The organism is Sediminibacter sp. Hel_I_10, assembly GCF_000688335.1.
In the GTDB taxonomy this organism is placed as follows: domain Bacteria; phylum Bacteroidota; class Bacteroidia; order Flavobacteriales; family Flavobacteriaceae; genus Psychroserpens.
In genome coordinates this window covers 3,001,594-3,014,202 of sequence record NZ_JHZX01000001.1, presented here as the reverse complement: position 1 = coordinate 3,014,202, position 12,609 = coordinate 3,001,594, and the positions used below count along the sequence as shown (strand labels likewise).

The following is a 12,609-nucleotide window of genomic DNA, read 5'->3' as shown; positions in this document are numbered from 1 at the left end:
AATTTTTAAGGCTGCAAATATAAAAAGGAATTTAAATTTTCAAAACAAAAAATTAATATTTCGCTTTTAAATAAATTAATGCAAGTTGCACTGCGTTCCTTGAGACTGATTTTATTGCTTAAAAAGGGAAGCTCGTTTACTCAAATCCCTAATGAGCTGCTCATCTTCCTCACTTTCAAGAAGTACATTGTAGCTTTTCCAGAAGGCTTCGTCATAAGGCTTTGGTGAAAAAATATCAGCATCCCATGTTTTCTCCAATGCTGCGCTAATCTCCTCCTTATCCAATACAATTTCAGAAAATAATATTTCCTGAACTGTATAATAATAACGCTCTTCTTTATTGTAACGTTCCTTTTCTTCGTCGCTCACTTTTTGATCTGTCTTAAAACCTACATTGACCAGTTTTGGTGTTTCATAATAGATATAGTTGGGGTACATTTTATCATCATATTCTATATACGTGATCACTAACTTATGATTGACCGTAGTATCAAATAAGCGTTTACTTCTTACTTTTTGCGCGGGAGAGGCGGCTTCAAGCTCATATTCTATTTTTTTTATGGCATAATTATCATAATAAATATAGAGCCAGCCTTTAGCTTGATAGCCTTCATTAAAAATTCCTTTGGTGTCTAGACCTACGTAGTCTTCACCTTCGGAAATTTTAATTTTATAGAGCTTTCGGTCGTTATCCACCAAAATGGTATCGAGCTCAAAGTGATGTTTCTCTAGTACGTTTTCCCCAAATAATGCTTTAGAGTCCTGCGCATTTCTCACGAGATTCAATTTTCCTTGAAATAAATTTTGAAGACCATTGACCCGCTCATCGTTCCATTTTATAGACTTGATCAATTGGTCTTTGCTGAGTTGCCTTCTGTTGACATCTTTAGGCTTTAAGTTACTTCTTCTAGAGGTTTGATTGGTGTAAGACACGTAAGAAAAAATACTATCCACATCACGCAAATCGTAACTCTTACGATTTTGATCTACATTGATTTTTAAATAGTCGGCACTTTTTGAACCGTAACCAGAATCATAAACCGTAATTGCACTTTCGATAAGCCATTTAAACTCTAACTTATTACGCTCTTTATGTCTCAAGAACCCTTTTTGAATGTAAGCCGAATCTGGGAGATTTTCTGGCAGCCGCTCAATGGCCTTTAATACAATGTCATTTCCTGTTTTTGGGCGGGTTTCTGCCACAAGTACAATTTCATCTAAAGATGCAACGTCTTCTTCCAAATACACCTCAAAAGAATTGTCGAACTCATTAACGGGCACTTTATAACTTTTATACCCAATGGATGATACCACCAAAGTATCTTTCTCATAAGTCTCTGGTACCTGAAGCACAAATTTACCATCGGCATTACTGACTGTACCAATGGTGGTTTCTTGAACATAAATACTTGCACTTTCAATAGGCACAAGCGTTGAAAAGTCAACAATCTTATTTTTGATTTCAATTTGAGAAAAGGCAATGCTACTAAATAAAAATAAGGCAATACCGAAAATTCGTTTTATAAACAGATAAGTAGGGGTCATAGATTAGTGGTTTAATTGTAGGTTAATGATGTATTCTGGTCCAGATTACAGGGTTTAAATTTAAAAAACATCGAACTCAATATATGCAAAATACCCGAAACATAATGTTACGGGTATTTTATTTTGAATTATCAACGCTATCGTCAAGAACTATTTTAGAAAATTCTATGCGATTTTATCTAAAACGCTTACTGACTATCTATTCCGCTGGTTTGTAATCTTTATTATCAATCACCATTTTGGCGATAATTTTGTGGAATTTTCGCCAAAACGGCTACAGACTGCCTATGTCGCTGGTTTGTAGTCTTTGTTGTCAATCACCATTTTGGCGATAATTTCTCTCAAAATTTCAGAAGTGCCGCCACCAATAGGTCCTAATCTGCTATCTCTAGAGAGTCTAGCCAGCGGATATTCTTCCATATAACCATAACCTCCTAAAAATTGTAAACACTGATAGATAACTTCATCGGCCATTTTAGTACACTGCAACTTAGACATTGTAGCTTCTTTAACCACATACTCACCTTTATTCAATCTGTATGCTACAGAATAATTGAACTCCTTGCATATTTCCATTTCGGTATACAAATCAGCAACCTTATGGCGTAATGCCTGAAATTTATCAATTGTTCTTCCAAAAGCCTCTCTGGTTTTCATATAATCTAAGGCATACTCTAAAGCAAATTCTGCTCTAGCATGTGCATTAATTCCCATAATCAAACGTTCAAGTGCAAAATGCTGCATGATGTAAGGAAAGCCCATATTCTCTTCTCCCATCAAATTAGAAGCGGGAATAGTGACGTTATCAAATGCAATTTCACCAGTATCTGAAGCACGCCAACCCAATTTATCAAGCTTGGTAGCCGAGATCCCAGCGGTATCACGATCCATAATAAAAATGCTGATGCCTTTGTTCCCTAGTTCTGGAGATGTTTTAGCCGCAACTACTAAGTAATCGCTATAAACACCATTAGTAATAAAGGTTTTTGAACCATTTAAAACATAAGTATCTCCTTTTTTAACAGCAGTTGTTCTCATCCCTGCTACATCACTACCGCCAAAAGGCTCTGTGATACAAAGACAACCTATTTTCTCTCCTGCAATACTCGGCGTTAGATATTTTTCTTTAATGTCATGATCTCCTTCTTTATTAACATGCGTCATGGCTAAATAAGCGTGCGCCCAAATGGCTGCCGCAAATCCGCCAGAATTCACTTTTTGAAGTTCTTCTAAAAAAATAACGGTGTAAAAAAGGTCAAGTCCCAATCCGCCGTATTCTTCTGGATAAGCTAGGCCAAAAAAGCCCATTTCTCCAAATTTTTCCCAGATGAAGCGATCAATCTGTCCTGTTTTTTCCCATTTATCAATATGAGGAACGACCTCTTTCTGTAAGAAATCTTTTAAACTCTGTCTAAATAATTGATGTTCTTCGGTGAAGTACATACTGTTCATACCTTGCAATTTTTTGTTTTTAATCTATGGTCAAATATAACCTAATTATCTCTATTTTATCGAGAGGAAAGTCCTTAACTTTCTTTAAATCATCTATCGAAGAAAACCCTTCTCGCAAAATCCTGGCTTCTACAATATGATGCGCTATTTCATAATCAATGTACTTAATCGTCACCAACTGGTCAATGGTTGCGGTATTTAGATTAATCGTTTTTATAGGCGCACCGCTTTTAACCGTGAACTGCTCGAGAACACGCGCTATCACTTCTGGAGATAAGCCATATACTTCTTTAAGCTGAACGTCGGCAACAAAGCTGCCACCATTCTTTCTTCTATAATCTACAATGCGTTGGGATAGTTTTGCTCCAATACCATTTACAGCTCTCAGCTCATCTGCCGTTGCGGTATTTAAGTCTGTTTTTTGCTCAAATGTTTTCTGAATAGTGGGTTTTGAAAAGACGTTCTTATCGGTTGATTTGGGATTGGTCACCCACTCAGGAAACTTAAAATAAGGAGAAATTACATTTAATAAAGAATCTGACACCTGAGTTACACTTTGGAAGTCTTCGGCGGAGTTGACCCATTGATTTGTACTTCGGAATTGATGAAGTCTATCAATTTCAATCATGGTCATCCCTAACACATAACCTTTATAATCTGTAATATAATTGGGGTTAAATGGATAAAGTTTGGGTTGGGATGCTTCTTGCTTAATCAATTTCAAAGAATCGATTTCCGCTTGAAATTGATCTAACTGCTTTTGATCTACAGAGACGTTTTCCGAGGAAAAATCAATAAGCACATATCCCAATTGAAACAGAACGATGAGCAATAGCAATAAAAAAATCCCACTTCGTTGTTTTCTAGTAAACTGGAAGTGGGATTTCATTTATAATCATTTTTATTAAAGATGCTTGTTCAAATCTTCAGCACCTTCGTCCATAGCTTCTTTCTTAACATTGATTGCCTTATAGTATTTTTTCAACTCTCTGTTAATTATTGGGGATAACAAAACAACACCTATAATATTAGGAACGACCATTGCAAAAATCATCGCATCTGAGAAATTAATTACTGCTCCCAAACTAATTGAAGCACCAATTACTACAAAGATTAAGAATAATAATTTATAGACCAAATCGGTAATTTTTCCTTTTCCGAAAAGATAAATCCATCCTTGCATACCATAGTAAGACCAAGAAATCATGGTTGAGAAGGCAAATAAGATGACCGCAATGGTTAAAACAATTGAAAAGTGTGGTATGACCGAATCAAATGCTTGAGCGGTGATTTCCACCCCTTCTGTAATTTCTACACCATACTCCATGAAACCACCATCAAAATTTGTGATTACTATCACTAAAGCTGTCATTGTACAAATAACCACAGTATCCACAAAAGGTTCAAGTAAAGCTACAATACCTTCACTTGCTGGATATTTGGTTCTTACTGCCGAGTGTGCAATAGCTGCAGACCCTACCCCGGCCTCATTAGAAAACGCACCACGACGAATCCCTTGAATCATCACACCAACAAGTCCACCTGCAATGCCCAAACCAGAGAATGCTCCATGATAGATAAGTGCAAAGGCATCATCAATTAAGGAGAAATTAGCCCCTAGGATGATCAACGCTGCCAAGACATAGATTCCTGCCATAAAAGGCACTACTTTTTCTGTGACTTTAGCAATTCTCTTAATACCTCCAATGATAACGATAGCTACTAAAACAGCCATCACAAGTCCAAAGTACAAGCCTGCATTACCACCTTCTAGATCAAAAAGCTTTACAAACTGTGCAGCTGCTTGATTGGCCTGAAACATGTTTCCTCCACCGAAAGATCCACCGATTACAAAAATCGCAAATAATACGGCTAGGACTTTACCAAAGCCTCCCATGCCTTTATCTTTAAGCCCTTTGGTTAAATAATACATTGGCCCACCGTAAACGGTACCATCTTCTCCTACATCCCTATATTTAACACCAAGCGTACACTCTGCAAATTTTGAGGCCATCCCAAGAAGACCGGCAACAATCATCCAAAAGGTAGCACCAGGGCCACCAATAGATAAAGCTACGGCTACACCTGCAATGTTTCCTAAACCAACCGTTGCAGATAGCGCAGCAGTTAGTGCTTGAAAATGCGATACCTCACCGTCGGCACCATCATCTTTTATAGTCTCTATAATATTTTCTCCTTCGTTTGGTGTTGAATCCCCATATAATGTATCTGCACCGTGCTTCTCAATATCTTCATATTGCCCCCTCACCACTTTAATGGCGGTTCTAAAGCCAGTGATGTTAATAAATCTAAAATAGATGGTAAAAAATAAGGCGCCTCCAATCAATACGATGAGTACCCAAGGAATCTGGTAGGTCTCTGAAAATGGAATTTCGTAGAAAATAAGATCCACGAACCAGCCTGTATAATCTTTAAAGACTTGGTCTATTTTTTCTGATGTGGTCTCTTGAGCAAAGGTTAGTATTGGTAATAAAGCAGCAAACAATGAGAAAATATATTTCTTCATGTGAATTCTTAGTTTAGATAAGTTAGTTATGTTAATTTTTGATAAAGTTTACAAGATGCTAAAAAAAAATGAATTTATAAAAAATTCAATTGTTAAAAAGAAACCTTAAGACTAGATGTCATATATAGAATTAAGCTTTTGTATTTGTTCTGGCCTTCCTAAAACAATGATTTTAGAATTTGGTACTAGTCGTTGATCAGCTTCGGGATTAACGACATATTCACCATGTCCATCCTTAAATCCTATCACCGTACAGCCTGTTTTTCTTCGAAGATCCAAATCTTTGATCGTTTTGATTTCCGAAGCATTATAGAGTTTCTCGATTGAAATCTCTTCGATATTAATATTAGATTTTCCAACTATAGAAAGATTATCTATAAACTCAATTAAATCTGGAACCACCACTAAAGAGGCCATGTGATCTCCACCAATACGGTCTGGCAGGATGACGTTATTGGCTCCGGCAAGTTTTAATTTTTGATAAGAGGTTTCCTGGGATGCACGACTTATGATGCACAACTTAGCATTGATCTGTCTCGCAGAGAGCACCACAAAAAGGTTATCTGCATCATTTGGGAGCGCACAAATAAGTGTCGTGGCACGAGCAATCCCAGCCTGCACCAATATCTCGTCTTCGTTAGCATTGCCAAATACAAAAGGCACCTCATCTGTTTGAAACTTATCGATGACATCACGGTCTCTTTCAATCACCACAAAAGGCTTGTTATAAGCCAATAGCTTTTTTGCAGCCTGTTTGCCGTTTCTCCCATAACCGCATATAATAATGTGTCCTGAAAAAGCATCTATTTTCTTTTGCATTTTTTTCTGTTTTAATTCCTCTAAATCATTCTTGCTTAAAATATATTCTGTGATGACGGTAATGGCGTAACCCAAAATGACGACACTCGCTAGAATCAAAAATATCGTGAATATTTTGGACTGGTCATCTAATGGTTGTACTTCACCAAAACCTACGGTGGTAATGGTGATGACCGTCATATAAATGGCATCTACCCAACTATAATCTGACATGATTTTAAAACCTAAAACCCCTATAAATAAGAGCATGCACAGTAAAAATACTGCGGTATAGATTCTAACCCTAAAAAATTTTATTAACGGATTCATAGTTTAAAGGTCAAACACAGAGGTTCTCTTAGTGTAAACAATGTCTTTGATGCGCATCCAGAATGCGAAAAACAAATAGAGTGCAAAACCAAATCCTAAAGTCGCAAAGGTGAGGTACATAAAAGATGTACGTACCACTTTTGCTCGTATCCCGAGTCGATCTGCAATACGTTGACAAACGTAATACCCACGCTTTTGGAAGTAATATAAGATGCGATAAAAAAAATTCATCCCGCAATTTAGCGTTTAGATTAATGCTTTAAAAACTTATTTGCCCAAAAGTGAATTGCCTATAGCACATTGCAAACAGCGATTTTTATCACAATATTCTGATTTTAATTGAATAAGCGCCTGACTATCCAAGGCACTATCAGTCTTTACTTTTAGACGCTCAAAGCCTTTAGTGATTCCATTCACCTCGGGCTTAATTTGGCCCATAAGCTCTGAAATCTCATCTCCTAAGCCCATACCTTGATGTTTAGCGTAACAAAACTTAAGCGGTAAGATGGTGTTGATGAGTATCAAATCTACAAAAGCTGTTGTCAATCTTTTTTCGGAAGTTTTGGAGATTTTATCAAAAGTATAATGTGACTTCCAAAAATTAGAAGTCCCTACCCGAAACACCTTATAGAACTCTTCTACCGAATTAATTTCAATCACTTTTGAGAACAAATTTGGCTCTTGAGCATAGAGAGTTGCCAATTGCGACAACCTAATGGTTGGAAAATTTGGAGGTCTTAGTCTAAAAAACTGCAGTGGGGTGAGATGGGTATTCTCTAACTGAAATTTCTGGCTTAAAAACTCATAATTACTTTTAAGCATGTGATAGTAAGGCTCACTATTTGGAGTATCTAATAATCCTGATTGACCGAAGAGCAAACTTTCCAACTGCTCTTGGTTAGATTGTACTTTTCTAATTACTGAAAAATCAATGGAATTAGCGATGCTCAAAAAGGCCTCTCCATTTACTTTAAGCCCAAAACTTTTAGTCAGCATTTTAAACAAAACCGCCTCCCAGTCATTTTTTGATTGCTTCAATAGCTCCTCTATTAATTTTGACTTTCGCTCAAGACGTTCAATAAACAAGCGTTGCAACCAATTAGAAACAACAAAATTATCAATGTCCTGAATATCGGCTTCACAATTAATCCACTTATGACCTTTAGAAAATAGACGATCATAATTAGCAAGAACTTGGGGATTAATCACGTTTTTCAGCTCAAGAGTAGGAATCACCGTATTATTTTTTCTGAAAACATCGGTATCATGCTCATGTACCACGTGTAAGATAACATTATCATATGCCACGTCCTGCTCATGATTGTGTACATACCAATCACTGGACTTGATATGAATTTCTACGTTTCCCGCCCATAACTGATTTCCGATTTTGAGTTGCGCATTGAAAAAATCTGGACCAGAATTAAAATTATGTCGCCCCACTGAAATGATTTCAACCACCTCGTCTTGGGTGGTCCTTAAACTTAATACATCAAGTTTTTTATGTTTCCAGATATAGTGCAGCACATCTTCTTGCATATCTAAATGTACTGAAAAGTTTAAAGCGAAGATACTTAAAGCTTTAACTTATATTTTAGAATCTAATTAACGTGGCATTTGTATCTTATAAGAAAAACAAATGAAGACTATAATTACAGTGATTCTTATGTCTATGAGCACTACCCTTACTATTTTTGATTTCAATAACAACAGTGACATCTCTAATTGGAAAATTGTTGACGATGTGGTCATGGGAGGTCGCTCTAACGGAAATTTTAAAATTAATAAAGAGGGTTATGGCGAATTTAGCGGTAAGATCTCTTTAGAAAACAATGGCGGTTTCTCTTCGTTACAACACCAAATGAAGACACTCCAAGTTGCCGCCTACTCCAAAGCTGTTTTGAGGATTAAGGGAGATGGAAAGACATATCAGTTTCGAGTAAAAAATAGCGTGAATGACAATGCTTCTTATGTTTATGAATTTAAAACAACAGAAGACTGGATGACTATAGAAGTCCCTTTTAAAGACATGGCTCCACAATTTAGAGGCAGAAAATTAGACCAACCTCACTATCAAGGTAAAACCATGCAACAGATTACGTTTTTGGTTGGTAATAAAAAAGAAGAAACCTTTAAATTACTCATAGACCATATTGAGCTAAAGTAGTAAGCTTTGCTTAATCAATGTATCCTTTTTCTCGCATCCAATCATTATTGAACATCTTACCTACATAACGGCTGCCATGATCATGGAACAATACGACCACAACGTCATCTTTTGTAAAATGCTCTTTTAATTGCAACACCCCTTTAATAGCTGCACCTGCGCTATTACCTAAAAACATGCCTTCTTCCCTAGCCAATAACTGCGTATATACAGCCGCGTCTTTATCGGTTACTTTTGTAAACCCATCAATCAAATCAAAATTGACATTTAGAGGCAAAATATCTTCACCAATCCCTTCGGTTACATATGGGTAGATTTCCTTTTCATCAAAAATGCCGGTTTCGTGATACTTCTTAAATACCGAACCATAAGTATCTACTCCCCAAATCTTCACGTTGGGGTTTTTCATTTTAAGATAACTCGCAACTCCAGAAATCGTACCACCAGTACCAACACCTACCACAAAATGGGTAATCTTACCGTCGGTCTGTTCCCAAATCTCTGGACCTGTACTTTCAAAATGTGCCTTGCAGTTACTAGGATTATCGTATTGGTTGACGTACCAAGAGTTTGGCGTTTCATCTCCCAAACGTTTGGATACAGAGTAATAACTTCTTGGGTCTGTTGGCTCTACATCTGTAGGGCAAACGACAACCTCAGCTCCAACGGCACGTAGAATGTCCATCTTCTCTTTAGATTGTTTATCGCTCATCACAAAAATACATTTGTAGCCTTTTACAATAGCTGCTAGTGCTAAACCCATTCCCGTGTTTCCTGAGGTGCCTTCAATAATGGTTCCGCCAGGTTGTAAACGCCCGTCGGCCTCTGCATCCTCTACCATTTTGAGCGCCATACGGTCTTTTACAGAGTTACCAGGATTAAAGGTCTCATATTTTGAAAGTACCAAGCATGGTAGATCCTTAGTTAATTTATTGAGCTTTACCAAGGGTGTGTTACCAATGGTTTCTAATATATTTTCGGCGTAGGTCATCTTACAAATCGCGTTAGTTTAAACTAAACAGTTTTAGTTGAAATTACTCTTGCAAAAATACTTAAAACCTAAAGTTTGGACTATAAAATGTGAAAATTTTCGAGTTGTTGCGTTAGGGATGGCAGCGGCATCCTTTTTTATGGCAAATGGAACGTAGCGACATTTGCCATAAAAAAGATAAAGCGAACAGCCCGACCTTTCAGCACAGGGAAGTGATGAAGGGTAACGCCCAAAACGCAATACTAAATCTACTTAAAGCGCATGGCCTTTACTGGAGAAATTTTGGTAATGATGTATGACGGAATCAACATCATTAACATACACGCTACAAACGTGCCAACATTGAGCAGCAGAATATAGTCTAAGCCAATATGAACAGGAATCACGGAGACGTAGTATTGTTCTGGGTCTGGGAACTTGAGCAATTCAAAAACCTGTTGGGCCAATAGCAGGGAGAGGCCAATGAGATTACCCCAAAACATCCCTAGACCAATCAAATACGTAGCGTTGTATAAAAACATTTTACGAATGCTCCAATTATTACTTCCCAAGGCTTTTAAGATGCCTATCATTTGAGTACGTTCTAAAATAAGCACCAATAATGCCGTAATCATGTTGATGCCTGCCACAATAATCATGATCGCGATAATGCCGTAGGTATTGTTGTCAAAAATCTTGATCCACTCGAAGGTGGTATAAAATTTTTCTTCGATATTTTGAGTGTTCAGTAAGGAAGGTATCGCGTTTCTAATTTCGGTTTCCTTTTCTCTTAATTTGCTGAAATCATCAAGAAAGATTTCAAAATTACCAATTTGATCAGCTTCCCAACGGTTCATTCGCTTGATGTGGGCAATATCGCCCACCATAAAGGTCTTGTCTATTTCTTGAAAACCTGAATTAAAAATACCTACGATCTTAAACTGTCTTTGAAAAGGAATTTCTTCAATACTCTCTTTACCAAAAACCGTTTGAAACGTATCCCCTAACTTAAACTGAAGACGGTTGGCTAAGTAACTTGAGATCACAACCTCATTGCTGGTATTGTCTTTAGAAAACTTGGGAACAGTACCTTCCACTAAAAAATCTTTAACGTAGCTCCAATCATAATGTGCACCAACGCCTTTAAGAACTATGCCCTCAAAATCGGTTTCGGTTCTAATCACGCCAAACTTTGTGGCTACTGACTGAATATGCTTAACACCTTCTACCGAGTTAAACTGCGGATAAAAATCTTGATTGGTCGAAATGGGCACCAGAGATTCATTGGACACATTCCCATCGTAATTAGAAATTGTAATGTGCCCGTTAAACGCCACGACTTTTTCCCTAACCTTTTTTTGAAGACCGAGTCCCGTTGCTATGGCAATAAGCATCACGATCATACCAATAGCAATTGCTGTAATCCCGATTTTTATAATCGGTGCCGAAACACTACTTTTATACGTTTTGCTGCCAATAATACGTTTGGCTATAAAAAACTCGTAATTCAAAATTTAAATATGCGTTTATTGATGTTCAAAAATAGGCTTTTCCCCGTAATTTCAACTTTTGTAATCCTATTGATTTCCTGCGGTAACAATACAGCATCCAAGAGCGGTCTTTCTGAAGATCATCTAGCAGTCATATCAAAAGACAAGCCTCCTTTAAAAAAGGACATTGTTGTTGGTGCCAATAGAACCGAAATGTACCTGCCAATTTTAAAAGGCCAGCGCGTTGGTATTGTAGCCAACCAAACTACGGTGATTTTTCATGATAAAATCAAAGAAAAATCTCATGACAATGGAAGTCAAGACAAGACACAAGAGTTTACGCATTTAGTAGACTCTTTATTGGCATTAGATATCGATATTAAAGCGGTATTTGCTCCTGAGCATGGCTTTAGAGGTACTGCAGACGCTGGAGAAAGCATTAAAGACGGAGTAGACGTCAAAACTAATTTACCCATTATTTCTCTCTACGGAAATAATAAAAAACCAAAACCCGAGCAATTAAAAAACATTGATATCATGATTTTTGATATTCAAGATGTTGGTGCCCGATTTTACACCTATATCTCCAGCTTGCATTATGTGATGGAAGCTTGTGCCGAAGCCAACATTCCCCTACTTATTTTAGACAGACCAAATCCAAACGGACATTTTGTGGATGGTCCCATATTGGAAAAAGAACACAAGAGTTTTGTAGGCATGCACCCTATACCTATTGTTCACGGTATGACCATTGCTGAATATGCACAAATGATCAATGGAGAACAATGGCTGCTTAACGGTGTGAGCTGTAAACTTTCAATTATTGATATGCAACATTACAACCACAATTTATCGTATAGTTTACCAATTAACCCCTCTCCTAACTTGCCTAATGACCAGGCCATAAACCTTTATCCTAGTCTTTGTTTCTTTGAAGGTACAAATGTGAGTGCGGGAAGAGGAACCCCTACACAGTTTCAAGTTTATGGAAGTCCTTATTTGAATAAAAACGTTTATAACTTCAAATTTACCCCTACGCCTAACTTAGGCGCTAAACATCCAAAATATAATGGACAACTCTGTTTTGGAGAAAATTTGACAAAGACGGATCGGTTAGAATCTTTAAGATTAAGTTACCTCATTAAAGCTTACAACAACAGTGTTGATCAAGCATCGTTTTTTAATGATTTCTTCACCAAATTGGCAGGAACCAAAAAATTGAGGCAACAAATTGAGCAAGGACTTTCTGAAAAAGATATTAAGGCTTCTTGGCAGGCTGGTCTAACAGATTTTAAGCAGAAAAGAGCCGCTTATTTACTTTACGATTAAT

11 protein-coding genes are annotated in these 12,609 nt (G+C 37.1%); 2 read left to right on the top strand and 9 right to left on the bottom strand.

The window, feature by feature from the left end:
• Positions 1 to 111: 111 nt before the first annotated feature.
• The 7 genes from P176_RS0113660 to P176_RS0113630 form a co-directional block, all read right to left on the bottom strand.
• A complete protein-coding gene (locus tag P176_RS0113660; protein WP_051605500.1) occupies positions 112 to 1,545 on the bottom strand; it encodes a carboxypeptidase-like regulatory domain-containing protein in 1,434 nt (477 codons plus the stop codon).
• A 285-nt stretch (positions 1,546 to 1,830) separates the two neighbouring features.
• Entirely contained in the window at positions 1,831 to 2,997 is a 1,167-nt protein-coding gene (locus tag P176_RS0113655) for an acyl-CoA dehydrogenase family protein (RefSeq protein ID WP_026755231.1), read from the bottom strand.
• A gap of 19 nt (positions 2,998 to 3,016) precedes the next feature.
• Positions 3,017 to 3,886, bottom strand: coding sequence for a helix-hairpin-helix domain-containing protein (locus tag P176_RS0113650; RefSeq protein ID WP_026755230.1), 870 nt, complete (start codon positions 3,884 to 3,886; stop codon positions 3,017 to 3,019).
• A gap of 15 nt (positions 3,887 to 3,901) precedes the next feature.
• Positions 3,902 to 5,524, bottom strand: coding sequence for a sodium:alanine symporter family protein (locus tag P176_RS0113645; RefSeq protein WP_026755229.1), 1,623 nt, complete (start codon positions 5,522 to 5,524; stop codon positions 3,902 to 3,904).
• Between the two features lie 111 nt (positions 5,525 to 5,635).
• Positions 5,636 to 6,652: a TrkA family potassium uptake protein gene (locus P176_RS0113640; protein ID WP_026755228.1), complete on the bottom strand. Its 1,017-nt coding sequence runs from the start codon at positions 6,650 to 6,652 to the stop codon at positions 5,636 to 5,638.
• Positions 6,653 to 6,655: 3 nt separating this feature from the next.
• Complete coding sequence (locus P176_RS0113635) at positions 6,656 to 6,883, bottom strand: PspC domain-containing protein (protein WP_026755227.1); 228 nt, start codon at positions 6,881 to 6,883, stop codon at positions 6,656 to 6,658.
• A 36-nt stretch (positions 6,884 to 6,919) separates the two neighbouring features.
• Positions 6,920 to 8,191: a DUF2851 family protein gene (locus P176_RS0113630; RefSeq protein ID WP_026755226.1), complete on the bottom strand. Its 1,272-nt coding sequence runs from the start codon at positions 8,189 to 8,191 to the stop codon at positions 6,920 to 6,922.
• A gap of 100 nt (positions 8,192 to 8,291) precedes the next feature.
• On the opposite strand from P176_RS0113630, the gene P176_RS0113625 reads away from it, so the two are divergent.
• Positions 8,292 to 8,819 (top strand): CIA30 family protein, encoded by a 528-nt coding sequence (locus tag P176_RS0113625; protein ID WP_037348947.1) that lies wholly within the window; start codon positions 8,292 to 8,294, stop codon positions 8,817 to 8,819.
• A gap of 10 nt (positions 8,820 to 8,829) precedes the next feature.
• Here the strand turns inward: P176_RS0113625 and P176_RS0113620 are convergent, their stop codons facing one another.
• Together P176_RS0113620 and P176_RS0113615 are read right to left on the bottom strand one after the other, a co-directional pair.
• On the bottom strand, positions 8,830 to 9,810 hold the full coding sequence (locus tag P176_RS0113620) for a PLP-dependent cysteine synthase family protein (RefSeq protein ID WP_026755224.1): 981 nt from the start codon (positions 9,808 to 9,810) through the stop codon (positions 8,830 to 8,832).
• A gap of 248 nt (positions 9,811 to 10,058) precedes the next feature.
• Positions 10,059 to 11,300 carry an FtsX-like permease family protein gene (locus tag P176_RS0113615; protein ID WP_026755223.1) on the bottom strand — a complete coding sequence of 414 codons (1,242 nt, stop codon included), beginning with the start codon at positions 11,298 to 11,300 and terminating at the stop codon, positions 10,059 to 10,061.
• Between the two features lie 21 nt (positions 11,301 to 11,321).
• Between P176_RS0113615 and P176_RS0113610 the strand changes: the two genes are divergently transcribed.
• Complete coding sequence (locus P176_RS0113610; RefSeq protein WP_231481256.1) at positions 11,322 to 12,608, top strand: exo-beta-N-acetylmuramidase NamZ domain-containing protein; 1,287 nt, start codon at positions 11,322 to 11,324, stop codon at positions 12,606 to 12,608.
• The last annotated feature ends 1 nt before the right edge of the window (position 12,609 follow it).

What these genes read in the sequence shown, in the direction of transcription:
- P176_RS0113630 (WP_026755226.1), bottom strand. Translation starts at nt 8,191, where the DNA reads ATGCAAGAAGATGTGCTGCACTATATCTGGAAACATAAAAAACTTGAT.
- P176_RS0113645 (WP_026755229.1), bottom strand. Translation starts at nt 5,524, where the DNA reads ATGAAGAAATATATTTTCTCATTGTTTGCTGCTTTATTACCAATACTA.
- P176_RS0113650 (WP_026755230.1), bottom strand. Translation starts at nt 3,886, where the DNA reads ATGAAATCCCACTTCCAGTTTACTAGAAAACAACGAAGTGGGATTTTT.
- P176_RS0113610 (WP_231481256.1), top strand. Translation starts at nt 11,322, where the DNA reads ATGTTCAAAAATAGGCTTTTCCCCGTAATTTCAACTTTTGTAATCCTA.
- P176_RS0113625 (WP_037348947.1), top strand. Translation starts at nt 8,292, where the DNA reads ATGAAGACTATAATTACAGTGATTCTTATGTCTATGAGCACTACCCTT.
- P176_RS0113655 (WP_026755231.1), bottom strand. Translation starts at nt 2,997, where the DNA reads ATGAACAGTATGTACTTCACCGAAGAACATCAATTATTTAGACAGAGT.
- P176_RS0113640 (WP_026755228.1), bottom strand. Translation starts at nt 6,652, where the DNA reads ATGAATCCGTTAATAAAATTTTTTAGGGTTAGAATCTATACCGCAGTA.
- P176_RS0113635 (WP_026755227.1), bottom strand. Translation starts at nt 6,883, where the DNA reads ATGAATTTTTTTTATCGCATCTTATATTACTTCCAAAAGCGTGGGTAT.
- P176_RS0113660 (WP_051605500.1), bottom strand. Translation starts at nt 1,545, where the DNA reads ATGACCCCTACTTATCTGTTTATAAAACGAATTTTCGGTATTGCCTTA.
- P176_RS0113620 (WP_026755224.1), bottom strand. Translation starts at nt 9,810, where the DNA reads ATGACCTACGCCGAAAATATATTAGAAACCATTGGTAACACACCCTTG.